Below are 25282 nucleotides of genomic sequence, written 5' to 3'. Positions count from 1 at the left end.
CTGTGACGATAGGGGGCTCTCGCGCTTGTCGTCAAGGTGACGAAATAGGGGTACCGTGCGTCCGGCCGGGCGCCGTCCCGTACCACCGCGCCGAGACGTCCTCGTGCGCGAGCCGTCGCAGCGCCAGCAGGAGCGGCTCGTAGAGCACCGTGTACGCCACGGCCGCCTCGATCGCCTCCTCGAGGTTCGGGTGCCCCTCCAGCACCGCGTACTCCTCCTCGGCGATCGGGCGCAGCGCCTCGGCGTAACGCCTGATGTCCTCCTTCCCGCTGCGGTAGCCGAGCGACCGGATGCTGACGACGGCCCGGACCAGCGAGGCGAGCGCGGGCGCCTCGTCGTTGACCCGCCACCCGAGCTCGTCGAGCAGCCCGCGCATCTCGGCGGCCACCTGGTCCCACAGCTCCCGCTCGGGGTCGGTCTCCTCCGGCGGCTCCACGTGCGGACCGAGCATGTACTGGGCGACGCCCAGGCGTTCGTGCCGCCCGAAGGCCGGGTCCTCCGCCACCGCGAGCACGTCCCTCGCCTGCTGGACCGTCATCCCGCCCACCGTGAGCAGCGCCCTCACCAGGCGCAGCCGGCGCACGTGCTCCTCGCCGTAGTCGGACTGCCGCGCGGTGACGGGGGTGCCGGGCGCGAGCAGCCCCTCCCGCAGGTAGTACTTCACCGTCGCGACCGACACCCCGCTGCGGGCGCTCAGCTCGGAGAGGCGCACGAGAGATCCACCGTTCCTGTTCGTTCCGCCGTGCTCGTTCCGCGGTCTCGACACGACTACCGAGGAGTTCTACTCTGCCCTCCAAAGATAGTCGAACTATCCATGTGACTTCCGTAGTGACGGATGGGGAACGGACCATGGCACGACTCGGCTTGACCGACGGGCTGCGCCTGTTGAAGGCGCCCGAATGGCACCGCGGGGCGCCGGAGGACCGCGCCGAGCGGCGCCGGCTGCGCCGCGGCCGCTTCATGGCCGTCAACAGCGAACCCGTCGCCGTGTTCCTGATCGGCGCCCGGATCAACCGCTGGCGGTCGGTGCGCGGCTGGCTGCCCGTCGTGACGGCGATGCCCGGCATGATCAAGGAGCTCGGCGACGACCCGCGCAGCGGCTTCCTCGGCTACCGGATGCTGCTCGGCCCCCGGTTCGGCGAGGTGACGATCGTCCAGTACTGGCGCCGGGCCGGCGACATCCGCGCGTACGCCGGCGACGCCGGGCGCCGCCACCACCCGGCCCAGAGCGCCTTCTGGCGGCGCTACTTCTCCAGCAACGGCGCGGTCGGCATCTGGCACGAGATCTACTCCGTACGCCCCGGCGCCTATCAGGCCCTGTACGGGGACATGCCGCCCACGGGCATCGGCGCGGTCCACGGCCTCGAACCGGCCGTGCCGCGCGAGAAGGGCGGCTACGAGGCCTCCACCGACCCCGTCTACGCCGCCCAGCTGGGAGACGCCGACGGCCCCGCCGCCACGCCCTGACGCCACGGGCGCGCCGGGGCCGCTAGCGGGCGGGCTCCGGTACGGGGAGGGGATCGGGCAGGGGAGCGGGGCGCGGGCCGGCGAGGGGTGCGGTCCGGGACTCGGGCGCGCCGAGGGGCCCGGGCAGGGCGGGGAGGGCGGGCACCGGGGGTTCGGGTGCGGCCGGAGGCGCGGGCGTCTGTGCGACCGTGGCCTCCGGCCCGAGCCCCGTCGTCAGCAGCACCACGCCGCGCGCCGCGACCAGGGACGCGGCGGCGGCGACCGCCCAGCCCCAGGCCCCGGCACGGAAGGTCTCGCCGAGCAGGGCCACCCCGATGACGGCGGCGGCGGCCGGGTTGGACAGGTTGACCACGGCCAGCGGCGCGGCGAGCCCGCCCCGGTACGCGGCCTGCGAGAGCAGCAGGCCGCCCACCGCGAACGCGGCGATCAGGACCGCGAGCAGCGTCGTCTGCCACCAGCCCGTCGGCCCGCCGGGCAGGTCGCGGGCGAGCGCGGCGGTGAGGGTCTGGGTGAGGGCCGAGCCGACCCCGGAGGCCACCCCGGACGCCGTCGCGTGCCCGAGGCCCCGGCCACGGGCAGGCGTGCCCCCGTCTTGGCCCCCGCCCCCGCGCGAGCGCGCGGAGAGCAGGCCGATGAGCAGCAGCGTCGCCGCCGTGACGACCAGGGCCTCGCGCAGGTTCAGCGCCTCGTCGGGTGCCGTCGGGCCGGTCACCGCCACGAGCCCGACCAGCCCCACCAGGGTCCACAGCGCGCCGCGCCACTCGACCCGGGTGACCCGGCGGCGCGCCCCGTACGCGCCGATCGGCAGCGCCGCCACGAGCGTCAGCGCGCCCAGCGGCTGCACGAGCGTGAGCGGCCCGTAGTGCAGCGCGGCGACATGGGCGAGCGCGCCGGCGGCGTTCAGGCCCACCGCCCACCACCACTGCGGGCGGGCGAGCAGCCGCCGCAGCGCCCCGCGCCCGCCGGCCGAGGCGGAGGCGAGCCGGGACTGGGCGACGGCGGCCAGGGCGTAGCCGGCGGCCGAGACGAGCGAGAGGACGACCGCGACGACGGTCCCGCCGGCCCCGCTCATCGCAGCGCCCCGGCGGACGCGGCGGCCGTGGCCGGGGTGAGCGGTGGGAGCGGCCGTGCGTCGTCGGGCCGGTGGCGGCGCGGCGACGGTACGAGCAGCAGCGCGAGGGCGAGCAGGACGGCGGCGGCCAGCGCGTCGAGCCAGTAGTGGTTGGCCGTGCCGACCACGACGAGCAGCGTGAGGACCGGGTGCAGCAGCCACAGCGGGCGCCACCGGGAGCGGGTGGCGGCGATCAGCCCGATCGCGAGCATCAGGGCCCAGCCGAAGTGGAGCGAGGGCATCGCCGCGAACTGGTTCGCCATCGAGTCCGTCTCCGGCGTCGCGCCGTACACGGAAGGGCCGTAGACCCGGGCGGTGTCGATCAGACCGCTCTCGGCGAGCATGCGCGGCGGCGCGAGCGGCATCAGCAGGTGCAGCGCGAGCGCGGCGGCGGTGAGCAGGGCGAGGGCCCGGCGGGACCAGACGTAATGGGCGGGGCGGCGCCAGTAGAGCCAGGCGAGGAAGAGGAGGGTGGCCGGGAAGTGCACGGCCGCGTAGTACGTGTTGGCGGCGCGGATCAGGCCCTCGCCGTGCAGGAGCAGCTGCTGCACCGTGCCCTCGCCCGGCAGGTGGAGGGCGCGCTCGGCGTCCCACAGGCGGTCGGCGTTGCGGAAGGCGCGGGCCTCGTGGCCGTTGGCGAAGAGCCGGCCGAACTTGTAGGCGAGGAAGAGCGCCGTGACCAGCAGCAGCTCGCGCACGAGCGGCGGTCTGGGGGTAGCCGTCGCCCCCGGTCCTGCAGGACGTGATCTTCGTATCCCGCGTATCCCGGCAGCCATGGCGTGGCCCCTTTTTCCGTCAAATCCGACAACAAACGGACGAACTCTAGATCCGAATTCTTCGAGACGCAAGCGTCTCGATACGTTTGCGTCTCGATTGTGGACGCCCTACTCTCGATGAGCAGAGACAGGGCCGCTGGGTACGGGGTGTCCGGGAGGAAATCGATGTCCACGCAGGCCGCGACCGCGGCCGCCCGTCGCAGCAAGCTCACCCCCGAACGGGAGGCCGAGCTGTACGAGGCGGTCATCTGCCTGCTGCGCGAGGGCGGCTACGACTCCGTCACCATGGAGGGCGTCGCCGCCCGCACCAAGTGCGGCAAGGCGACCCTCTACCGCCAGTGGGGCACCAAGCCCCGCCTCGTCACCGCCGCGCTCGACAAGCGCCGCTGCGCCGTCTTCACCGGCATCGACACCGGCTCCCTCGTCGGCGACCTGCGCGAGGCCGCCCGCGTCGCCGCTTCCCGCCGCGAGCGCGACGCCGAACTCATGGAGGCGGTCAGCCAGGCGTACATCCAGCACCCCGACCTCCGCGCCGCCCTGCGCGAAACCGTCATCGAACCGGAGGTCGCCGCGCTCGACCGGATGCTGGCGCGCGCGGTCGAACGCGGCGAGATCGACGCCGACAACCCGGCCATCGGCTTCGTCGCCCCCTGCTTCCTCGGCATGCTCCGCATCGAGCGCCTCTTCGAGGACCGCTTCACGGACCCGGCGACCCTGCGGACCTTCGTGGACGCGGTGCTGCTGCCGGCCCTGCGGGCGGAGCCGGCCGGGGGTACGGGGCTGCCGAGGGCCAAGCCGGTCGACGACTCGGGACTGCCGAGGGCGGAGGCGGCGGGCGGTACGGAGCTGCCGCGCGCGGAAACGGGCGGTGCTTCGAGGCCGCGGAGCACCGAGCCGACCGGCGGTGCCGAGCCGCCGCGCGCGGAGGCGGCCGGCGACGCCGAGGTGTGAAGCCGGGGCCCGTCCGGCACCCTGAAGCCATGCCCCACTCCTCACCGACCCCCGTCCGGGTCCGCGCGCGGCGGATCTACGAGCCGCCCGAGCCCGACGACGGCCTGAGGGTCCTCGTCGACCGGCTCTGGCCGCGCGGCCTCTCCAAGGCCGACGCCCACGTCGACCTGTGGCCCAAGGACCTCACCCCCTCGACCGAGCTCCGCCGCTGGTACCACGGACCGGAGGGGGAGTACGAGGAGTTCCGCCGCCGGTACGAGCGCGAACTCACCGAACCGGCCGCCGCCGAGGCCCTCGCGGACCTGCGCGCCCGCGCCTCCGAGGGGCCCGTCACCCTTCTCACCGCCGCCAAGGACCCCTCGGTCAGCCACACCGCCGTCCTGACAAAGGCCCTGGCGTCGTCGTAGGCCGTCCCTTCCCGCCCCGCTTTCCGCTCCCTTCCCGCCCCCTTTCCGTCCCCTTCCCGCCACCTCCCGGCATGGCCCTGGCCACCCGCGCGCGACCCCTTCACCATGGCCGCATCCGACCGCAACCGCGAGGAGGGACCGCGTGGACCCGGCCCAGCAGGCAGCACAGGTCGAAGAGCAAGGCGCGGCGCCGGCCGCGGCCCAGGCAGCGGCGCAGGTGCGGGAGGCCCTGCGGAAACGTCACGCCGTGCTCGACGAGCTCCAGCGCGACCCGTACCCCCTCTACGCACGGGCCCGCCGGACCCCGGGCCTCACCTACGTGCCCGCCCTCGACGCCTGGCTGGTCTCCCGGGACGCCGACATCCGCGAAGTGCTGCTGAGACCCCAGGACTTCTCCTCCGCGCAGGCGCTGCGCCCCGACGTCCGGCCCTCACCCGCCGCCCTCGCCGTCCTCGGCGGCGGCTTCGCACCCCGGCCCACCGTCGTCTCCACCGACGGCCCCGCCCACCGCCGCCACCGCGCCCCGCTCAACAGCGGCCTGTCCGCCGCCCGGGTCGCCGCCCTCGCCCCGTACGTCACCCAGCAGGCCGACGCCCTCGCCGAGGCCTTCGCCGACGCCCTCGCCGAGCACGGCCGGGCCGACCTGATGACCCACTACGCCCGCGTCCTGCCCGGCGCCGTGATCGGCCGGCTCCTCGGCCTCGACCCGGCGGACGTACCGGCCGCCGTCCACGGCTCGTACAGCGCCGAACGCCTCCTCTTCCGCCCGGTGCCCGAAGCCGAACAGGTCACCGCGGCCCAGGACGTCCTCGCCCTCCAGCACCTGCTCGACCGCTACGCCCGGGACCGCCGCGCCCGGCCCCGTGACGACCTGATCACCGCCCTCGTCACCGCCCTGGCACCCGACTCCGGACTCGGCCCCGGCCCGCGCGGCCTGACCGAGGACCAGCGCTGCGAACTGGTCGCCAACCTCCAGAACCTGCTCATCGCCGGCCACCTCACCACCACCGCGCTCATCGGCACGACGCTGCTCCACCTGCTGCGCCACCGCGACCAGTGGGAACTGCTGTGCGCGCGGCCCGAGCTCATACCGACCGCCGTCGAGGAGGCCGCCCGCTACGACTCCGCCGTCCAGGGCTTCCGGCGCACCACCACCCGCCCGGTCACCCTCGCCGGCACCGAACTGCCCGCGGGCGCCACCCTCTTCGTCGCGTACGGCTCCGCCAACCGCGACCCGGCCCGCCACCGGGACCCGGACGCCTTCGACATCACCCGGCCCCCGCCGCGAACCCGCCACCTCGCCTTCGGCCACGGCCCGCACGGCTGCCCCGGCTCCCGGCTGGCCCGCGTCCAACTCCACGCGACCCTGAGCGCCCTCACCCGGCTGCTCCCCGACCTGCGGCCGGTCGACGACCGTCCCGTACCGATGCGCCCCACCCTCATCCACCGCTCGCCCGAGGAACTGCTCCTCACCCGCTGACCCGCAGCCGCGGCGCCTCCGCCCCGGCGTCCGGCACCCCGCCGCCCGCCTCCACCCGGGTGGCCAGCTCCCGTGCCCACGCCACGACCCCGGCGACATCGATCCCGTACGTCCGCGCCCCGCCCCGCGCGTACTCCTCGACCCGCCCGGCCCCGCGCCGCAGCAGCCGCGCCCCGCCCGTCGCGTTCCCGCGCGCCGCGTGCGTCAGCCCCACGGCCAGCTGCGCCAGCCCCTGCCACAGGTCCCGTTCACCCGCCGGCCCCGACTTCCACGCGTCCTCGAACACCTCGTGCGCATGGAACGGCATCCCGCCGTCCAGCAGCCGCTGCGCCTCCCGCACCGTCCCGTCCGGCCCCCGCACCACCCCCTCCGGCTGCCGGGCCACCCCCTCCGCCCCGTAGGGCAACGGCCGCCCCAGCCCGTCCCGCGGCCGCGCACTGCGCGCCCGCCCCTCCTGATCACGGTCCCTGCCCGGTTCCCTGTCCATCCACCCATTGTCCGCCGCCCGCCGCGGTGACACCCCGTGTGCTGATCCACCCCGTGAAGTGAGGTAATGTTCTCTTGCACGCCGCCACGGGGGACACCCCCCGGGACGGACGGGCATCGGGACGTGGCGCAGCTTGGTAGCGCACTTGACTGGGGGTCAAGGGGTCGCAGGTTCAAATCCTGTCGTCCCGACTCGTAAGAGTCGCAGGTCAGGGGCCGTTTCAGAGCAATCTGGAACGGCCCCTCGACGTTTTTCGGGGGCAGTGATCCGGCGGACGTCGGGGTGCGGGTGGCGCTGCGTGGTGGTCAGTGAGCCGTGCCCGGCGATCTTGAGCGGGACGTGAAGGGGGACGCCGGCGTCGGCGAACCAGGTGCGTCCGGCTTTTGCGGCACCGACGGCATCGCCTTCGACGTGACCCCGAAGGCACGACGCAAGCCTTTCGCCGGCGGCCCAGGTCGCGTTGGATGGCCCGGAGAAGTCGTGGGGTCCGAGGAGGTGCGCCATGGGGCGCGGTGCGAAGAAGCAGTGGTGGGTCGGGGCGGCGGCGGTCACGGCGGTGATCGTGGTGGCCGGGCTGGTGTGGTTCAAACCCTGGGCGTTGTGGGTGGACGAGACCGTCGACGAGGCGCTGCCCTCCGCGGCCACGCCGACCGGGACGCGCGCGGTGCCCACGAGCCCGTCCTCCTCCGCGGCGGCCACGCCGTCCTCGGTGCCCGCGGGCCCGACCACCGTGGCCAAAGGCTCGTTCATCAGCCATGAACACACGACGACCGGCACAGCGAAGATCATCCGGCTCGCCGACGGCACCCACACGCTTCGGCTCGAAGGCCTTGACACGAGCAACGGCCCCGACCTGCGGGTGTGGTTGAGCGATGCGCCGGTCAAGGAAGGGAAGGCCGGCTGGGGCGTCTTCGACGACGGAAGGTACATCAACCTCGCCAAGCTCAAGGGGAACAAGGGCGACCAGAACTATCCCCTGCCGACGGACCTCGATCTGTCGGCCTACACGAGCGTGAGCATCTGGTGTGACCGCTTCGACGTCTCGTTCGGTGCTGCCGAGATCGTCCGCACCTGACACCGTACGAGGTGCGTGTTCGGAGATGTCCTTCGGCAACGTGCCGAAACGGTAGAGGAGTTCCGGGTTCCGTCGACGAAATGCTCACACCGTCACGGTGAGACACGGCGTGGACACAGCAAGATCACTGCTGACAGGCTGCCGCGCGTCTGTTTCCTCATGATCAGAAGGAGTACAGCGTGCGCAGAACCACCGGCCGGTCCCGCGGACCGGCACGGCACGGCAGACCCCGGTCCCTGGCCCTTCCTCTCGCTCTGGCTCTGCTCGCCCCCGTGGGAGTCCTGGCAGCCGGTCCCCTGTCGCCGGCGGCGGCCACCCCGGCGGCGGAGGTCACCCAGACCACCACCGCCACGCCCTCCGCGACCTCCCGGGAGGAGGCGAACGCGCGGCTCACCGCCCAGGCACAGGGGCGGCGGATCGAGGTGGTCGGAGCTCGCACCGAGAGCACCACCCTGTGGGCGAACCCGGACGGCACGATGTCCGTCGAGTCGTTCGCCGGACCCGTGCGCTTCAAGGAGAACGGCCGCTGGGTCGGCATCGACCTGACGCTCGTGAAGAACGCGGACGGCAGCGTGCGGCCCAAGGCTCACCCGCAGGATCTGCGTCTGGCCGGCCGGACCGGAGCCCCCGACGGTGACCTCGTGACCCTGGGGCGGGGCGAGCAGGAGCTCGCCCTCGGCTGGAAGGGGGCTCTGCCCGAGCCGCGCCTCCGCGGTTCGAAGGCCACGTACGAGAACGTCCGGCCCGGCACGGACCTGATCGTCGAGGCGACCCGTACCGGCTTCGAGCAGTACCTCGTGGTCGCCGACCGGCAGGCCGCCGAACGGGCCGCGAGCCTCACCCTGCCCGTACGGGCCAAGGGCCTGAAGGCGCGTCAGGGCGCCGACGACACCCTGACCCTCACCGACGCCCGCACCGGTGCCACCGTCGGGCACGGCTCCACCCCCTACATGTGGGACGCCGGAGCCCGGGGCGAGAACGCGCCGGGCGCCCGTACGGCCCGTGTCGACCTCGATATCGCCGCCCGGAGCGGGGGCTTCGACCTCACGGTCAAGGCCGACCGCGCCTTCCTCGCCGACGAGGCCACGCGCTACCCGGTGACCATCGACCCGGCGGTCTACTTCGGCACCGACTTCGACACCTACGTCCGCAACGGCGACACGGCCGACGCCTCCGCCGGAGTCGACCTGCGCGTGGGACGCGAGTGGCAGAAGGGCGAGGCCCGCGCTTTCCTCAACTTCCCCCGGCACCCCGCGGTCACCGGGCAGGACATCCTCAACGCCGAGTTGAACCTCTTCGCCACCTGGTCCGACGTCTGCGAGCCGCGCTCCTGGGAGATCTGGGACACCGGTGTCGCCTCCTCCGCCACGCGCTGGGGCACCCAGCCCGCCTGGCGTGCCAAGGTGACCACCTCGACCCAGACGCACGGCCACACCAACTGCGGTCCGCGCTGGATATCCGAGGACATCACGTCCCTGGTCAAGCAGTGGTCGAAGACGACGAACACCGTCGATGCCATCGGCCTGCGCGCCACCGACGAGAACGACGTCACGGCGTTCAAGATCTTCGCATCCGCCCAGACCAGCACCGCACCGTCGATCCTCGTGACGTACGAGACGCCCGCCGACCCGGTCAAGGACCACGTCGTCTACTGGAACGACGTCCTGCTGGAGACCTACCGGCAGGTCGGCGGAGCCCCCGGTCCGCTCGCCCGGGCCGGTGCCATGATGCACGGCGCGATCTACGACGCCGCCAACTCGGCCCGCTGCGCCGAGGGTGCGCTGAAGTGTCTCGGTGATCCCTACCTCGTCAAGGCGGCCGCCACCAACGGGGCGCTGCCGGACGTCAACAGTGCCATCGACCACGCGGCCTTCGACGTGCTGCGCTCGGTCTACCCGACGCTGAACTTCGACGACGAGATCGCCGCCGCCCGCTCCACCATCCCCGCCGCCGTCACGACCGCGCAGCGCGCCGCCGGCACCGAGGTCGGCCAGAAGGCCGCGGCCGCGATGATCGCCGCCCGCAAGGACGACGGCTCGGCGCCCATCGCCCCGTACACCGGATCCACCCAGCCCGGATACTGGCGGCCCACCGGCACCGGTGACGGCGCCACGCCGCAGTGGGGCCTGGTCAAGCCCTTCGGCATGGCGAGCAGCGCCCAGTTCCGCTCCGCGGGACCGGCCGGCCACACGCAGATGAGCACGCTGCTGCCGAGCCAGGCGTACGCCGACCAGGTCAACGACGTGAAGCGCCTGGGCGGGGCGGAGTCCACGGCCCGCACCGCCGACCAGACGAAGGCGGCGATCTTCTGGGCCAACGACCTCGACGGCACCTACAAGCCGCCGGGCCAGCTCTTCGATCACACCCAGATCCTGTCCCGTCAGTACGGCACGACCGTCTCCGGCAACGCCAAGCTGTTCGCGCTGACCGCCTTCGCCATGGCGGACGCGGGGATCGTGGCCTGGGACCAGAAGTACCAGACGAACATCGACCTGTGGCGGCCCGAGAGCGCGATCCGGCTCGACGGCGACGGGAACGCGGCCACCACCGCCGACGCCAACTGGCAGCCGCTGTCCCAGGACCGCAACGGACAGCACTTCTCCCCGCCGTTCCCCGCCTACGTCTCCGGCCACGCCACCTTCGCCGGGGCCTGGTCGAAAGCGACACAGGCGTGGTTCGGCACCGACCAGATCACCTGGACCGCCACCACCGAGGACCCCAACGCCCTCGGCGTGACCCGCACCTTCACCTCCGTCTCCGCCGCGGCGACCGAGAACGCCGTCGGCCGGGTCTGGCTCGGCGTCCACTACCGCTGGGACGGAACCGACGGCGTGACCGCCGGCGGCAACGCCGCCGCGTACGGGGTGACGAACAGGCTCAAGCCGAACACGGCCGCGAACTGGACCGCGTACGAGACGCTGCACAACCTCGCCGGCTGCCAGGAGGTCGGCAAACGACTCGTCGCCGAACACCGCTGGACCTCCTACCAGTGCACACAGGTCCAGGCGCCCAACCCCGACCACACGCTGTACGTGAAGTAGCCGGCCGATGAGGAGAGACAAGGACATGCGTGTGCGCACCCAGCAACCCCAGCGGCCCCAGCAGCCCCGGAAGGGGGTGCGGAGGGCGATCATCGCCCTGGTCGCGACCTGCGCCGCCGGCGCCGTCGCGACCCCGATCGCCCTCGCCGCCGCCTCCGTCGGCCCCGCCCCGGCGGCGGTCGCCGGGGACGACCGGCTGCTGCCGACGCCCGAGGCGCCGAGGATCTCGAACGACTCGTACGCGGGCTTCCAGTTCTGCGGCGACCCGACCGGCGACCCGGTCGTCACGACCGGCACCCCGACCCTCGCCGCCACCCTGGAATCGGTCGCCCCGCCCGGCACCGTCGAGCCGGCCCAGCCCGGCCCCCGCCGCAAGGTGACCTTCGAGGTCGACACCGCGACCGGAAAGCCCGTGCTCCACCGGCAGCTCACCAGCGACACCAGCCACGACGCCGCCCTCCAGCTGCCCGAGGGCACCCTGAGCGACGGTGCCTACCGCTGGCGCGTCCGCGTGAAGGACGGCGACACCGCCTCCGCCTGGACGGCGTGGTGCTCCTTCACCGTCAAGCGCGGCTGAACGCACCTCTGAACGACCGGTGCCCCGGAACGCTCTTCGCGTTCCGGGGCACTGCCGCGTCTGTGCGGCGGGCTGGTGGCCGTGTGAGTCACCGCTGGGCCTCGGTCCTGTGCCGGCCGAGGAGTTCGGCCAGACCGCGGCGTGTCGCGGCGATGACGACGCGGTCCTCAGGGCGAAGCACGTACCCGGGGTGCAGGTCCCACAACAGCTGGGGGTCGTCGCCGTCGTGGTGGGCGGAGGCGAGGTCCGGGCGCCGGGCCGACGGGGTCGCGGTGTCGAGAGCGAGGACTCGCCAAGCGCCGGGGCGGAAGGCTTCGGCGACGGTGCGGCCCTCGAACGGGGGGTGGCCTGCCACCAGAAGGGCCGCGAAGAGGAGGACCTTGCGCTCGACCGGAATGGCGCCGAGGATCTGGCGGCCCATCATGGCGCCGGCGAAAGCGGGTGCGGCCAGGTGGGAGACGCTGCGGCTGCGGGTGAGGGCGTCGGGGTGGGCGGCGCGCAGGGTGCGGTGGACGGCGGTGGCGAAGTCGTCGTCGTACAGACGAAGGGCAACCCGCAGATCCGGCCTAAGGATGCGGGCGTAGAGCGCGGCTTCCAGGTTGGTCGTGTCCGAGCTCGTGAGCGCGAGCAGCGCGTGTGCCCGGTGGATCTTGGCCGCTTCCAGGATGCCTTCCTCGGTCACGTCACCGAGGACGACGGGGACGCCGAGGCCGCGGGCGAAGGGGATACCGCGGGCCTCAGGATCCTCTTCGACGCACACCACGGGAATGTCCAGTTCACGCAGCCGGGCCAGCACCCGGGTGCCGATCTTGCCCAGTCCCAGCAGGACCACGTGCCCGGAGAGCCCACGAGGGGGGCGCGGCAAGGCGCCGGCGGCCCGAAACGTTCCCAGTGCTTCCAGCGCGCCGGCGACGAGCAGGGGCAGCAGGGCGAGGCCGACGAGGCCGGACAGGAGCTGGAGGACCTGGTTGGTGACCGACGCGTCGATCGCGGGGTCGTTGATGGAGAACAGGTCGAGCAGCGTGATGTAGGCCGCGTGCACCGGGTCGGCGTCGGTGAGCACGGTCGTGGTGACCGTCAGTGCCAGGACCGAGGCGACCACACCCCCGAGTGCCCACCGCAGACGGCTGGAGAAGAGCTCGCCCAGTGGCGCGCCCCGCCGGGCCAGGCGGTGTGCGGGCAGGGCGGGGCCGGCGTACCGGACCGTCTCCAGGACGACACTGCCCCGCCCGGCGCTGCCCGCCACGGTCCGGTCGTCGGGCAGGAGGAGGGGACCTGGGGAACCGCTCCCCTCCGAGCCCTCGGCGCCGGCCGGATCGGCGGCGGTGGACGAGAGGAGGGCCAGGGTGCACAGGCCGGGGTCGGCCGTCTCGCCACGGCCGGGCGGTGTGCGCTCGACTGCCCGCAGGAGGACCCCGTCGGCTTGGACGATCTTGCTGGTGCCCGCGACAGCGGTCGCGGCGAGAGCGGGCGCGGCGGTGTCCGCGTCCGACAGGACGGTCGTGGAGGCGTCGAGCACCGCACGGTCCAGGCCGGGGGAGTGGACGATCGCGGACTGGTCGAGGAGCTCTTCCAGATGCCGGCCGAGCTTGCGGTTGTACGTGCGGACCACGAGCCGTAGGCCGGGGCTCAGTCTGCGGGCGGCGAGCGCGGCCCGCAGGTTCGTCTCGTCGTCCTCGTACAGCAGCGCCAGCGCGGTAGCGCGGTCGGCCCCGGCCCGCAGCAGTGCTTCCTTCGTCGGTGCCGGTGACATGATCACCTGTACGGGCACAAAGGTTCCGCCGCGGGTGGTGTCCTCCGTGGTCGGGCCTGTGTCGGTGGCCAGCCGCACCTCGACCTCGTCGGGTACGACGAGGACGACGCGTTGCCTGTAGACGTCGCGCAGCTCGTCCGCCAGCCGGTGGGCCAGGCCGTCGTCCCCGCAGACCACCATGTGCCCGCGGACGGTCGCCTCCCCTTCGCCCTGGCGCGGCAGTGCCACCATGTTCCCCCTGATGACGTCATGGATGCCCGCTCGTTCATGAACACGACCGGTATCAGCCTGCCGCGTCATGGCCGGCCGATCCGGAAGTCCAGGGCCCCGAAGACGAGTGTCAGGGCGCCACCGCCTGCCGCGAGTGCGCCGTAGACCGTGAGCATGTGCCGCTGGTCGTGCTTGCTCAGGGCCTCGTACTCGCTCCTCGTGACCTCGACCCTCGAACGGCGAGGGTCGGTGGTGTCCACGGCGTAGTAGCGGTCATGGACGGAGTCGCCTGCCTGCAGGCCGGAGCCGTCGTCGCCCGGAAGCGTGAGCAGCGCGACCACGCCGAGGCCCAGGCCCGCGAGTAGCGCGAGCAGCGAGCGGGGAAGGGTCAGGAGGGCGCGCCACTGCTCCGTCTTGTCGGCCGCCGCGCGCATGCCGCGGATGATCGTCGCCGCGTGGAGCGGGAAGATCAGGGCGGAGCCGACCCCGAGCAGGACGCCGAAGGAGGCGATGGGCGGTCGCCCGGGGACGGTGACGAAGAGGGCAGCGCACAACGCCACTGCTCCTAGGCCCAGTTGAAGGCCGGCGTGTACCTTGTAGCTCCTTCTCACACCGCCCCCCTTCGGAATCGTGGCTCAGTCGGTGATCTCGACCGGCGTGCTCGCGGCGGGCGGCGCCGGCTCGTGTGTCGCCTTCGGTGTGGTGATTCCCTGGAGGAGGGCGGCGAGGTCGACTCCCGTGGCGGAGCTGAGCAGTTCCATGCCCTGGGTGACGTTGTCGGTGACCGTACGGGTCAGCCGGCTCGCTCCGTCGGTGGAGATGACGGTCATCTTGTCGACGGCGGCGAGCGGTTCGGCGGCCTTGGCGACGACCTGGGGCAGGACCTCGACGAGCATCTGGAGGACGGCGGCGTCGCCGTACCGGGCGAAGGCGTCTGCCTTCTTCCGCATGGCCTCGGCCTCGGCGGCGCCCTTGGCGGCGATGGCGGCGGCCTCGGCCTCGCCCTCGATGCGTACGGCGTCGGCGAGGGCGGCGCGGTGGGCCTTCTCGCCCTCACCCGTGAGGCGGGAGCGCTGGGCGTCGGCCTCGGCCTGCTTGACCAGGGCGATGCGGCGGGCCTCGGCCTCCTGTTCCGCCTGGTAGCGGGCGGCGTCGGCGGGCTTGCGGACCTGGGTGTCGAGCTGGCGGTCGGTCAGGGCGGCCTGCCGCTCCGCGACCTTTTCCTGCTCGCTGAGGATGTCCTGCTGGCGGGCCGCCTCTGCGAGCGGGCCGGCGGCGTTGGCCTGGGCGGCGGCCTCGTCGGTCTGGGCCTTGATCTCGGCCTGCTTCAGGTAGAGGGTCCGCTGCGCGATGGCGATCTCCTCCTCCGCCTTCAGGCGGGCCTGTTCGGCGGCGCGGCGGGCGACGGCCTCGGCGATGTCCGCCTCCTGCTTGGCGCGGGCGGCCTCCGGACGGCCGAGGTCCTCCAGGTACGAGCCCTCGGTGGTGATGTCCTGGATCTGGAAGGCGTCCAGGACCAGGCCCTGGCCCGAGAGGCTGGCCTCGGCCTCCTCGGCGACCTGGCCGGCGAAGGCGGCGCGGTCCCGGATGATGTCCTCGACCGACATGCGGCCGACGATCGAGCGCAGCGCGCCGGACAGCACTTCCTGCGTGAAGCCGACGATGCCGTCCTGCTGCATCAGGAACCGCTGGGCGGCGGCCCGGATGGAGTCCTCGGTGCCGCCGACCTTGACGATCGCGACACCCTCCAGGTTCGCCTTGACCCCGCGCAGGGTGACGGCGCCGCGTACGGCGACGGGGATGTGCCGGCTGGACAGGTCGAGCGTGAACTTCTGCTGGACGAAGGGGACGACGAAGACACCGCCGCCGACCACGACCTTCTGCCCGCTGTTGTCGGTGAACTCCCGCCCGGTGGCGGGGTCGGTGGTCTTCTTGCCGCGCCGGCCGGTGATGATGAACGCCTCGCTGGGCCCGGCGACCTTGTAGCGCGTGATGACCACGAGGCCGAGCAGCACGAGAAGGACGACGACGCCCACCACGGCGGTGAGGACAGGGCTCATCATGAAACCCCCTTCGATCGGTACAGAATGAGAAGAACAGGGTGTGCGGGCCGGTCAGCGTTCGACTGGGCGAACGGCGACGGATGTCGGTGAGAGGACGGACTCCACCCACACTTCGGTGCCGCGCGTGAGGGGAGTCGCCGCCTTCGCCGCGTACTTCACCGGCTGGTCGGCGAGATACAGCAGCACCTCGCCGTAGCCGTCCGCCGGGATCGGCGTCACCACGGTGCCGCTGGTGCCCGTGAGGTCCTCGCCCCGCGGTGCGGGCACGGTCCCGTCGCCGCGCAGGAGCATCCGGCTGAACCGCCAGACCACCCACCCGACGACGGCCCCCGCGGCCACACCCGCACCGGTGGCGACCCCCGCCCCCGTACCGGCGGTCCCGAGCACGATCGCCCCCGTGAAACCCAGTGTCGACACGAACCCCGCGACCACCGGCAACGACAGCAACCCGTCCAAGCCCCCGCCGAGACCGTCGAGGACCCCCTCCAGTACCCCGTCGAAGAGCAGGGACAGGACGAGCAGCACGAGACCCGCGATGCCGAGACCGAGAAACCAGCCCATGTGCGCCACCCCGCCTCGTGCCATCCGCTGCCGGTGCCAGGGATGGTGCCACGGAGTAGCACGGGTGTTCACTGCCGGATTCCGGCAGTATTTATGCGTTCTTAATGCCGTCCGCGCGCACGCGTGAACTCAGCCGGCGCCGTCCCGCCGACCGGCCGTGTCCTCCCTGTCTCCGCCGCCGAGGCCCTCGCGGGGCCGGCGGCGCGCCGTCCGAGAAGTCGGTTGCGTCCTGATTTTGCTGGGTAAATGGGTGGGTAAGTCCCCTGAGGGAGGCTGATCCCATGCCGTGGTTCGCATGGTTGCTCGCCGCCGCGGGTCTCGGTCTGGCGGAGTTCTTCACCCTGACGCTGGTCTTCGGGCTCCTGGCCGGCGCCGCCCTGGTCACCGCCGTTGTCGCGGGTGTGGGCGTCGGCCTTCTCGGACAGCTCGTCGCGTTCGCGGTGGCAGCGGCAGCGGGCCTGGTCATCGTCCGCCCCGTCGCGCTGCGGCAGGTGGTACAGGGGCCCGTGACGCGTGAGGGAAGCGACGCGCTGATCGGCAAACGGGCCGAGGTCATGCGGGAGGTCACCGCGACGCACGGCCTGATCAGGGTCTCGGGTGAGGACTGGTCCGCACGCGCCCTCGACGAGAGCCATGTGATCCCGGTCGGATCGCTGGTGGACGTCATGGAGATCGAAGGCGCCACGGCGATCGTCTACCCCCGCGAACCGCTTCCGTGAACGGCTGAACACGTCCCGACGGAGGAATGGTGGATCCGGTCCTCATCCCGATTCTCGTGGCGGCGATCGTCGTCGTCTTCCTCGTGGCGGCGACGGTGCGGATCGTGCCGCAGGCGCGCCGCTACAACATCGAGCGGTTCGGCCGATATCGCCGGACGCTGCAACCCGGCCTCAACTTCGTCCTGCCGGTGGCCGACCGCATCAACACCAAACTCGACGTCCGAGAGCAGGTGTACTCGTCCCAGCCCAAACCGGTGATCACCGAGGACAACCTCGTCGTGAACATCGACACCGTGCTCTACTACCAGATCACGGATCCGCGCGCGGCGGCCTACGAGGTGGCCGACTACCTGCAGGCGATCGATCAGCTCACCGTGACCACGCTGCGGAACGTCATCGGCTCCATGGACCTGGAGCAGACGCTCACCTCGCGTGAAGAGATCAACACCCGGCTCCGCACCGTCCTCGACGACGCCACCGGCAAGTGGGGCATCCGCGTCAACCGCGTCGAGATCAAGGCCATCGATCCACCGCACACGATCAAAGAGGCGATGGAGAAGCAGATGCGGGCCGAGCGCGACAAGCGCGCGGCGATCCTGCACGCCGAAGGGGAGCGGCAGGCCAAGATCCTCACCGCGGAGGGCACGAAACAGAAGGACATCCTGGAGGCGCAGGGCACGCAACAAGCCATGATCTTGCGGGCGGACGGCGAGGCGAAGGCGGTGGAGCGCGTCTTCCAGGCCGTCCACCGGAACAACGCCGATCCGAAGGTCCTGGCCTACAAATACCTGGAGACGCTTCCGCATCTGGCGAAGAGCGACAACAACACGTTCTGGGTGATCCCGGGAGAGCTGACCGAGGCGGTGCGCGCCGTCACCAGCGCGTTCGGGGATCGGTCGACGATGGGTCTTCCGGGATCCGAGCAGTCGGAGGAAGCGGCGGCCACCGATGCCGACGGCCTATCGGAGGGAGGCCGCGCGCCGGAGCTCGCGGCGGGCTCGACGTTCTCGCTCGACGCCGCCACGGCTGCCGACGAGGTCGCGAAGCAGGCCGACGCCGTCGTGAGCGACGCGAAGGCCGAGGCCGAGGCCGCGAGGACCTCCCAGGTACGGGGCCGGGAGCAGGCCTCCGGCGATTGAGCGCCCCCCACGTCGTCAGAGCCGCTCGCTGGGCCAGTCGAGGAGTCGGGCACCGACGACGGCGGTCTGGAGGGTGTAGCGCTGGACGGGATCGCCGGGATCCGAACCCGTCAGGCGATGGATGCGGTCGAGGCGGTACGTCATGGCCCGCACGCTCAGGTTCAGACGGCGGGCCGCCTGGGCGGTGACACAGCCGGTGTCGAAGTACGCGGCCAGGGTGTCCAGGAGCGGCTGGGCGCCGCCGCGGGCCTGGTGGAGCGGACCCAGGACGCTGCGTACGAGGTCGGCCATGGCCTGCCGGTCGCGGGTCAGGACGGGGTAGACGAGGAGGTCGGCGGCGTGCAGGACCGGGTCGTTCAGGTCCATGCGGGCGGCGAGGTCGAGGGCGTTGAGGGCTTCCTCGTAGGAGTGGACGACGCCGCCGGCGCCCGGATGGGATCGGCCGATGGCGACCTGCCCGCCGTCGGTGGCGGCGTACGCCTGCTTCGCGAAGTGGGCCAGCACCTCGGGCTCGTCGGCCGGCGCGACGCAGATCAGCCGACCGTCCTTGGTGGTGAGCAGGATGCGGCGGTCGCCGAACCGGGCGACCAGCGAGGCCTCGATCGTGCGGGTGACCGCGAACCCGTCGCCGTACGGCTCCGCGCCCTGTGCGACGGCCACCGCGTGGGCATGGGACAGGAGCAGCCCGAAGCGCTCGGCGCGCTCGGCGAGCCGGCCGAGGTCGCTGCGCCCGTAGAGCAGGTCGTCGATGAACTCCCGCCGGAACGCCTCTTCCTGACGCACCGCCAGGCGCTGTGCCCGTTCGTGGCCTTCGGCGAAGGCGTCGACGGCCTGCTCGACGGCCGCGAGGAGGTGGTCGTGGCTCGGCCGTGGCAGCCCGGCATGTGTCTCCCGCGCGGCGGCGAGGTGGGCGCGGACGAGGGCCCGCAAGCCGATCCCGGCCTCCGCGGCCCGCTCGCCCTGATACCGGAACGCTTCCAGCTCCTCGCGGGTGAGCCTGCGGCCGGTCGAGCAGACAGCCGTCAGAACGCCGGCGTACCCCTCCAGATACTCCTCGGCTGTCTCCCGTTCCCCCACGGCCCCTCCCCGGAAATACTGACGCGTCTCTGACGAGATCCTGACGCGAGAGGCAAGGCTGTCACAGCCTCGGAGAGGAGTCGCAACGGGCAGCAAGAAGGCGTCAGACACTGCCGGGTCACGGAAATGCCGTGGACGGGCTCCCCGGCCACGATCGTGGGGCCGCAGGCGATCGGCACCCAGCGGGCCGGTGACACGGCGACGCTGCCTCCTCGCCGAGCGCATCCCGGCCGTCCAGACGGCGATCACCCGCGCGACTTCCGGCTAGGCGGCGTGAGGTGTGTGCTGCTCCATGCGTCGCTGCATGTGTCCGAAGAATTCCTCCGGCTGCGTCACGCCGGCGGTCACTCGGGCGAACTCGTCCTGTGCCGAGCGGCTCCGGGAGGCGGCGAGGAGCAGTTGCTGCATCTCGGGGGGTGGTGGTTCCAGCGTCGCGAATCCGGCCGTGAACTCGTACATGCTCATGACGTCGGAGTCCCTTGCCTCCTGGCAGTCACGCATGGCTTCTTCGAATGGCCGGCGGCCGGCGAGCACGTCGTCGAGTGCTCCGGTGCACCGCTCCGCGTCGCGGAAGGCGTCTTGGATGCCCTGGGCGGTGATGGGGTCCTTCAGGTACCCGGCGTCCCCGACGAGGATCCAGCCGGGTCCGTACGGCTTGCGGAAGTAGTTGGGGATGGCCATGCCGACGAACCGCTCGGCCTGAGTGGCCTTGGAGATGCGTTCGGCGAAGGCCGGCGCGCGGGCCAGTGTGGCGTGGTAGTTGCCTTCGATGTCGCCGCGGTTGGCCTCGAAGTCGCGCATCGGCCAAGCGGCGATGACCATCGTCAGGTCGTCGTTGGTGGGCCATGCGGCGAAGGCGCGGTCCTCGCGGTCGAATGCCTCGAATTGCCCGTACATCGGCAGGTCGGCCCAGTAGGTGTAGTAGTAGGCGTTGATCTTCGGCTTCTCCGCGTAGGCTGTGGCGGCCGTCGCCTTCGCGACGGTCGAGTGGAGCCCGTCGGCGCCGACGACGATCCGTGCGTGGTTGGCCGAGGTCCTGCCGTCCCTGCCATGCCCCTTGATGCCGGTGACCGTGCCGCCGTCGAAAAGGATCTCCTCGACGGTGAATCCCTCTCGGACTTCGGCGCCCGACTCGACGGCGGCGTCGACGAGGATCTTGTCCAGGATCGTGCGGCGCGGGGCGTAGGAGACGTCGAAGCCCTCCCCGGCAGGGGACCCCGCGATGACGAACGGTCCCAGGTCGAACGCGTAGAGGTCGATGGCGGGGCAGCCCGTTCTGACCACCCTGTCCAGCAGTCCCCAGCGCTCGAGGGCGGCCAGGCCGGGCGGATGGATCAGATGGGTGGAGATCGTGTCGCTCGGGAACGTCGCCCGGTCGACGAGGAGAACCCGGTGACCGAGGCGTGCCAGAAGCATGGCGGTCGGGGCGCCCGCACACCGTGCGCCGACGACGATCACGTCGTGGTCATGGGTTGCGGCACCGGACGCGCCGGCCGTGCTGGTCATGGACCTCACCTGCCGATCGAGCACACCGCTCGACGGAACCGTCCGAGTCGGACGGGAGTCTGCCGTGGTTGCGGTACGTCACTTCCACGCTAGACCAGACTCGCGCACCGTTCCCGCCGAGGCGCGGACGCCTTTCCGTAGATCACCGTGCGTGATGTGATGCCCGCCATGTCGTGTGGGGCGGTCGGCGTGGCAGGAAGGCGCAACTCCGCAGGTGGCACCACCCCTCGCCGTTCCCGCGCGCCGGTCCTGCGCACTGTGGTCCCCACCGTGTCACTCGGTTCCTTCACCCACTCCGTGGACGAAGCCGTCAGCGGCTTCTGCGAGCCCATAGCCAAGTGGCTCGGCGATGTGTCTTCCACGCCATCCCCGTCGGCGGTACGCGGCTGCTGCTGATCGTGGCCTTGCTCGTCGTCGTCGGAGTCGTCTTCACCGGCTGGTTCGGCTTCCTCCAGCTGCGCAAGCTCCGCCTCGCGGTCGACGTCGTACGCGGCAAGTCGGGTACGGACCCCCCTCGTCTGCGTCTCAGTGCTTGAGCGTTTCAGCAGGTGAGAACCGGCCTGGTGGGATCGGAAGGGGCTCGATAGGGTGTAAACAACGCGTCAAGGTGACGCCGGTGTGCCGGGAAGTCTGGTCGGCGAGAGGGGCCCGTGGGCCCACCCGTCGACATGCCCCGGAGGCCCGCCCCATGACGCAGCCGCGCCTACGCAAGCCCCTCTTCGGTCTGCTGCCCTGGACGGAGCGCCAGACGGTCGCGGAGGCCCTGCGCACGGAGACGGTCGGCGGACTGGTTCTGCTTGCCGCCGCCGTCGTCGCGCTCGCCTGGGCCAACAGCCCCTGGAGCGAGGCCTACGCGGCCCTACGCGACTTCCACTTCGGCATACCCGCCCTGGGCCTCGACCTCTCGGTCGGCCACTGGACGGCCGACGGCCTGCTCGCCGTCTTCTTCCTGATCGCCGGCATCGAGCTGAAACGCGAGCTGGTGGTCGGCGAGTTGCGGACCCCCGCCACCGCCGCCCTGCCCGTCATCGCCGCCGTCTGCGGCATGGCCGTACCGGCCGCCCTCTACGTCCTCACCGCCACGGCGGGCGGCGGGAGCCTCGACGGCTGGGCCGTACCGATGGCCACGGACATCGCCTTCGCCCTCGCGGTCCTCGCCGTCATCAGCACCCACCTACCGTCCGCGCTCCGGGCGTTCCTGCTCACCCTCGCCGTCGTCGACGACCTCGGCGCCATCTTCGTCATCGCGGTCTTCTTCACCTCGGACCTGAACTTCTGGGCGCTGGGCGGCGCGTTCGCCGGACTCGTCGTCTTCTACGTCCTCCAGCGCTGCCGGGTGCGAGGCTGGTGGTGGTACGCACCGCTCGGCATCGCGATCTGGGCGCTGATGTACAACTCCGGAGTCCACGCCACCGTCGCCGGCGTCGCCATGGGCCTCATCCTGCGCACCATCCGCGACAAGGGCGAGAAGACCACGCCGGCCGCCCGGGTCTCCCACCGGCTGCACCCGGTCTCCGCCGGCGTCGCCGTCCCGCTCTTCGCCCTCTTCGCCGCGGGCGTCACCGTCTCCGGCGATGCCCTGACCAGCGTGTTCACCGACCCCGAGCCCCTGGGCGTGGTCATCGGACTCGTCGCGGGCAAGATCCTCGGCATCTTCCTCGGCACCTACCTCGCCGCCCGCTTCACCCGCGCCGAACTCAACCCCGACCTCGCCTGGGCCGACGTCCTCGGCCTCGCCACGCTGGCCGGCATCGGCTTCACCGTCGCCCTCCTGATCGGCGAACTCGCCTTCCCGGGTGGCGCCGGGGGAGAGCACATCAAGGCCGCCGTCCTCGTCGGCTCCCTCATCGCCGCAGCCTTCGCCGCCGTACTCCTGCGCCGCCGCAACCGCGTCTACAAGCGGCTGTGGGAGGAAGAGGAACGCGACGACGACGCCGACGGCATCCCCGACATCTACCAGACCGACGCCACGGGCAGCGGCCGGTGACCGACCGGGTCCGCGGACTCCGCCCTCCTCGGCGCGGCCGTAGTGCCGGCGCTCCTGGGCATCGCCGCCCTGGCGGTCCGATCAGGGACGTCGTGCCGCTGCGTTCCAGCGGGTTCGAGCGGTCGTCCTCGATGGACCGCCGGTGCACGGTGATCGTGAGAATGGCTCCTCCCCCTGGTACCTCGTTCACCACGGCGTCCCGCCGAAACGACGCCTGACCTCCCCTTCCGCGAGGCCGTGCGCGGGACGGGGGATGTCCGGCGGCTGAGCGGGCACACGGTGCACAGGTGCTCGCACCCACGCGGCCGGGTACGCCATCGGCAGCGCACACGTGGGCGGGCGGACGACGGCAGGTGACGACAGGACGCAGGGAGCGCAGTGATGAAAGTCCGCTCGTGGCCGATCCGACCGGACCTCAGGCTCACCGCCCACACGGTGGCCGGCCGCTACCGGCTCGACGACCTGCTGGGTCGCGGTGGTGCCGCCGATGTGTACGAGGGCATGGACCTGCGCCTGCGGCGGCCGGTCGCCGTGAAGGTCTTCCGTCCGGACGGAGCCGCCGACACGGAGGAACGGTTCGACGGCGAGTGCCGACTGCTGGCCCAGCTGCAGCACCCCGGCCTGATCACCGTGTACGACTGCGGCCGGGACGACGGAACGCCCTACCTGGTGATGGAGCTGGTCAGGGGCACGACGCTGCGCCGGCGGATCGCGACGGCCGCCCTGGCGCCCGCCGAGGCGTGCCGGATCGGAGCCGCCCTGGCCTCGGCGCTGGCCCATGTGCACCGGGCCGGAGTCGTCCACCGCGACGTCAAGCCCGCCAACATCCTGCTGGACGAGGCGGGCGCCCCCCGCCTGACGGACTTCGGCATCTCCCGGCTGCTCGGCACCACGGCCCAGACCGTGACGGGAGCCCTGGTGGGCACCGCCGCGTACATGGCCCCGGAGCAGGTGCTGGGCCGGGGCGCCGGGCCGGCAGCGGACATCTACAGCCTGGGTCTGGTGCTCATCGAGTCGATCAAGGGTGAACTGGAGTACGACGGGGCGCCGCTGGAGGCTGCGATCGCCCGCCTGCACCGTTCCCCGGCCATTCCTCCGGACATACCGGCGGCGGTCGTGGAACTGCTGGAAGCCATGACCGACGCGGACGAGAGCCGCCGGCCGGACGCCCGGACGTGTGGGCGCGCCCTGGCCGCCCTGGCATCGGAGGAGCTCGCGGGAACGGCCGACGCGCCCGCGGGATCCTCCGTGCTCGCGGCGCAGCCCATGAGCGGCGAGGACGGCGACGGCGAGCGGAATCCGGACACGCTGAGGTCGCACGGGGCGGGCGCGGCGGTCGAGGGTGCCGGCGTCGGGGCCGGCGCATCCGCCCCCGGCGGCCCGGTGCCCGCACGCCCCTCTTCCGACCGGCCCGGCGTCAGGCGGGCCGGTCGGCTCCTGGTGACCGCCGGTGCGGCACTGACCGCCCTCGGCGTCGGACTGGCCGGTTCGGTCGGCGGGCCGTCCGCCGAGGCGGAGAACGCCGAGTCCGTTCCGTCTCGCCCCGCCGCGACCGAGCCCGCCTCCCCGACCGCCTCGCCCGCTCCGCCGGCCGGAGCCGCCGCCGTGTCCGCGTCCGCGCCGCGTTCCCCCTCGTACACCGGGGACCGGCGGCCCACCGGCTCCGAGGGCGCGGCGGCAGGCAGCGGTACGCCGTCGGCTCCCGGCGTCTCGGAACGGCAGCGCGGCCGGGCGAGCGGCGGGGCCACGGCCGAGCCGTCCCCCGACAAGGGCGAGGCGCGGCAGGGCAATTCGAAGCAGGCCAAGGGCAGGCACGCGCGGTGACACCACCGCGGCTCCCGGCATTCACGTCACCTGACGGAGCACCGGACAGCCCACGCGCCGGCCACCGGCCCGGGGCGGTGGCGGCCGGGTGGCGGCAGGCCCTGAAAGCGGCGGTGGTGTCATGACGGCCGGTGCACCCCCGGGGGACACCCCGCCCGGTCGGCGCGAGCCCGGGGCGTACGCCAGGGCCATGGCCCGTACCCCGGTCGCCGTCTGGGAGGACGACCTCACCGACTGGGCGGCGGCGCTGACGTACTACGCGGTGCTGGCCGTCTTCCCGGCGCTGCTGGTGATGGTCTTCTCCATCACCCTGCTCGGCGCCGACACCCCCCAAGACGAGGTCGTCGTGCAACTGGCCGGCTTCGTGCCGAAGGCGGCGCGTCCGGTCCTCGCCCAGGCCCTGACCGATCCTCAGCAGGGCGCGTCGGTCCGCTGGCTGCTGCTCCTGGTCACCGCCGGCGCCGCGCTGTGGTCCGCCTCCAGCTATCTGGCCGTCTTCCGGCGCGCGCTGCACGCGATGTACGGAGTCTCCGACTGCCGCCCGGCGTGGCGGACCTTCCCCGCCATCGTGCTCAGGGCGTTGACCGTGCTCGCACTGCTGGTCAGCGGGGTGCTGACGCTCACGGCCGCCGAGCGGGTCGCCCGGGCCATCGGCCGGGGCACGGGAACGGACCACCAGGCCGCCCTCGTCTGGGCGGGCTTGAAGTGGCCGCTGTTGTTCACGGTGGTCGTCGCCCTGGTCCTGCTCCTCTTCCGGTCCGGGCCGCCGGAGACCCGCCGCGTACGGCAGACCCTGCCGGGCGGCACACTGGCGGTGCTGCTCTGGCTGCTGGCGTCGGCGGGCTTCGCCTTCTACGCGTCGCACATCGCGACGTACGACCGTCTCTACGGCTCCCTGGCGGGCGTGGTGGCCTTCCTGGTCTGGCTGTGGGTCTCCCACGTCGTGCTGCTCGCGGGCGCCCAGTTCAACGCCGAACTGGTGCGGGACGGGGGCAACGCAGGACGCGGGCCGTGCTCACCGCCGTGAGGGGGCGGCCTTTCGTGCGCCCGGGGCCGTGCCGAGGGCTTTCC

At 72.5% G+C, this 25282-nt stretch carries 21 protein-coding genes, 1 tRNA gene and 2 pseudogenes; 14 read left to right on the top strand and 10 right to left on the bottom strand.

From position 1 onward, the window contains the following. Positions 1-31: 31 nt before the first annotated feature. On the bottom strand, positions 32-712 hold the full coding sequence (locus ACFY7C_RS04545) for a MerR family transcriptional regulator (RefSeq protein WP_389643608.1): 681 nt from the start codon (positions 710-712) through the stop codon (positions 32-34). Positions 713-849: 137 nt separating this feature from the next. Between ACFY7C_RS04545 and ACFY7C_RS04540 the strand changes: the two genes are divergently transcribed. Next, positions 850-1467 carry a DUF4188 domain-containing protein gene (locus ACFY7C_RS04540; RefSeq protein ID WP_389643605.1) on the top strand — a complete coding sequence of 206 codons (618 nt, stop codon included), beginning with the start codon at positions 850-852 and terminating at the stop codon, positions 1465-1467. Between the two features lie 22 nt (positions 1468-1489). On the opposite strand, the gene ACFY7C_RS04535 is transcribed toward ACFY7C_RS04540, so the two are convergent. Together ACFY7C_RS04535 and ACFY7C_RS04530 are read right to left on the bottom strand one after the other, a co-directional pair. Then, the gene (locus tag ACFY7C_RS04535; RefSeq protein ID WP_389643602.1) at positions 1490-2539 is read right to left on the bottom strand and encodes a DMT family transporter; all 1050 of its coding nucleotides are present in this window, start codon (positions 2537-2539) and stop codon (positions 1490-1492) included. Further along, positions 2536-3354: a phosphatase PAP2 family protein gene (locus ACFY7C_RS04530; protein WP_389643599.1), complete on the bottom strand. Its 819-nt coding sequence runs from the start codon at positions 3352-3354 to the stop codon at positions 2536-2538. The genes ACFY7C_RS04535 and ACFY7C_RS04530 overlap by 4 nt, the downstream gene beginning before the upstream one ends. Before the next feature lie 165 nt (positions 3355-3519). Between ACFY7C_RS04530 and ACFY7C_RS04525 the strand changes: the two are divergent. From ACFY7C_RS04525 to ACFY7C_RS04515, 3 genes and pseudogenes are all read left to right on the top strand, one after another. Further along, a pseudogene (locus ACFY7C_RS04525) lies at positions 3520-4116 on the top strand (TetR/AcrR family transcriptional regulator C-terminal ligand-binding domain-containing protein); the annotation flags it as partial. A 218-nt stretch (positions 4117-4334) separates the two neighbouring features. Beyond that, on the top strand, positions 4335-4712 hold the full coding sequence (locus ACFY7C_RS04520) for a DUF488 domain-containing protein (RefSeq protein ID WP_389643596.1): 378 nt from the start codon (positions 4335-4337) through the stop codon (positions 4710-4712). A gap of 229 nt (positions 4713-4941) precedes the next feature. Beyond that, the gene (locus ACFY7C_RS04515; protein ID WP_389645956.1) at positions 4942-6192 is read left to right on the top strand and encodes a cytochrome P450; all 1251 of its coding nucleotides are present in this window, start codon (positions 4942-4944) and stop codon (positions 6190-6192) included. Here ACFY7C_RS04515 and ACFY7C_RS04510 read toward each other — a convergent pair. Further along, positions 6182-6679, bottom strand: a complete 498-nt coding sequence (locus ACFY7C_RS04510; RefSeq protein ID WP_389643593.1) for a DUF309 domain-containing protein — start codon at positions 6677-6679, stop codon at positions 6182-6184. The two genes, ACFY7C_RS04515 and ACFY7C_RS04510, sit on opposite strands and share 11 nt — an antisense overlap. A gap of 117 nt (positions 6680-6796) precedes the next feature. On the opposite strand from ACFY7C_RS04510, the gene ACFY7C_RS04505 reads away from it, so the two are divergent. The 4 genes from ACFY7C_RS04505 (at position 6797) to ACFY7C_RS04490 (ending at position 11372) form a co-directional block, all read left to right on the top strand. Beyond that, positions 6797-6870 (top strand) — tRNA-Pro (locus tag ACFY7C_RS04505). Positions 6871-7181: 311 nt separating this feature from the next. Next, positions 7182-7754 carry a DM13 domain-containing protein gene (locus ACFY7C_RS04500; RefSeq protein ID WP_389643590.1) on the top strand — a complete coding sequence of 191 codons (573 nt, stop codon included), beginning with the start codon at positions 7182-7184 and terminating at the stop codon, positions 7752-7754. A 272-nt stretch (positions 7755-8026) separates the two neighbouring features. Next, entirely contained in the window at positions 8027-10795 is a 2769-nt protein-coding gene (locus ACFY7C_RS04495; RefSeq protein ID WP_389643587.1) for a DNRLRE domain-containing protein, read from the top strand. 25 nt (positions 10796-10820) lie between these two features. Beyond that, a complete protein-coding gene (locus ACFY7C_RS04490; RefSeq protein WP_389643584.1) occupies positions 10821-11372 on the top strand; it encodes a hypothetical protein in 552 nt (183 codons plus the stop codon). An 88-nt stretch (positions 11373-11460) separates the two neighbouring features. Here ACFY7C_RS04490 and ACFY7C_RS04485 read toward each other — a convergent pair whose 3' ends face one another. The 4 genes from ACFY7C_RS04485 to ACFY7C_RS04470 form a co-directional block, all read right to left on the bottom strand. Beyond that, positions 11461-13356 (bottom strand): NAD-binding protein, encoded by a 1896-nt coding sequence (locus tag ACFY7C_RS04485; protein WP_389643581.1) that lies wholly within the window; start codon positions 13354-13356, stop codon positions 11461-11463. Between the two features lie 65 nt (positions 13357-13421). Further along, positions 13422-13889: a hypothetical protein gene (locus tag ACFY7C_RS04480; protein ID WP_389643578.1), complete on the bottom strand. Its 468-nt coding sequence runs from the start codon at positions 13887-13889 to the stop codon at positions 13422-13424. An 81-nt stretch (positions 13890-13970) separates the two neighbouring features. Continuing rightward, positions 13971-15395 carry a flotillin family protein gene (locus ACFY7C_RS04475; protein ID WP_389645954.1) on the bottom strand — a complete coding sequence of 475 codons (1425 nt, stop codon included), beginning with the start codon at positions 15393-15395 and terminating at the stop codon, positions 13971-13973. 54 nt (positions 15396-15449) lie between these two features. After that, complete coding sequence (locus tag ACFY7C_RS04470; RefSeq protein ID WP_389643575.1) at positions 15450-15959, bottom strand: hypothetical protein; 510 nt, start codon at positions 15957-15959, stop codon at positions 15450-15452. 281 nt (positions 15960-16240) lie between these two features. Between ACFY7C_RS04470 and ACFY7C_RS04465 the strand changes: the two genes are divergently transcribed. Next, the gene (locus ACFY7C_RS04465) at positions 16241-16678 is read left to right on the top strand and encodes an NfeD family protein (RefSeq protein WP_389643572.1); all 438 of its coding nucleotides are present in this window, start codon (positions 16241-16243) and stop codon (positions 16676-16678) included. A gap of 29 nt (positions 16679-16707) precedes the next feature. Then, positions 16708-17817, top strand: coding sequence for an SPFH domain-containing protein (locus ACFY7C_RS04460; protein WP_389645951.1), 1110 nt, complete (start codon positions 16708-16710; stop codon positions 17815-17817). Between the two features lie 15 nt (positions 17818-17832). Here the strand turns inward: ACFY7C_RS04460 and ACFY7C_RS04455 are convergent, their stop codons facing one another. Continuing rightward, complete coding sequence (locus ACFY7C_RS04455) at positions 17833-18894, bottom strand: PucR family transcriptional regulator (protein WP_389643569.1); 1062 nt, start codon at positions 18892-18894, stop codon at positions 17833-17835. Between the two features lie 264 nt (positions 18895-19158). Beyond that, complete coding sequence (locus tag ACFY7C_RS04450) at positions 19159-20400, bottom strand: NAD(P)/FAD-dependent oxidoreductase (protein ID WP_389643566.1); 1242 nt, start codon at positions 20398-20400, stop codon at positions 19159-19161. Between the two features lie 270 nt (positions 20401-20670). Here ACFY7C_RS04450 and ACFY7C_RS04445 point away from each other — a divergent pair. The 4 genes and pseudogenes from ACFY7C_RS04445 to ACFY7C_RS04430 all read left to right on the top strand — a co-directional run. Beyond that, positions 20671-20897 (top strand): annotated as a pseudogene (locus ACFY7C_RS04445) (D-alanine glycine permease); the annotation flags it as partial. Between the two features lie 191 nt (positions 20898-21088). After that, entirely contained in the window at positions 21089-22387 is a 1299-nt protein-coding gene (nhaA, locus tag ACFY7C_RS04440) for a Na+/H+ antiporter NhaA (protein ID WP_389643563.1), read from the top strand. Positions 22388-22768: 381 nt separating this feature from the next. Next, positions 22769-24211, top strand: coding sequence for a serine/threonine-protein kinase (locus ACFY7C_RS04435; protein ID WP_389643560.1), 1443 nt, complete (start codon positions 22769-22771; stop codon positions 24209-24211). Positions 24212-24401: 190 nt separating this feature from the next. After that, entirely contained in the window at positions 24402-25238 is an 837-nt protein-coding gene (locus ACFY7C_RS04430) for a YihY/virulence factor BrkB family protein (protein WP_389643557.1), read from the top strand. Positions 25239-25282: the final 44 nt, after the last annotated feature.

This window comes from Streptomyces sp. NPDC012769 (genome assembly GCF_042901205.1).
Classification (GTDB): Bacteria; Actinomycetota; Actinomycetes; order Streptomycetales; family Streptomycetaceae; genus Streptomyces.
Note: the sequence above shows the minus strand (reverse complement) of the source record. Positions and strands in the feature narration are given on the sequence as shown.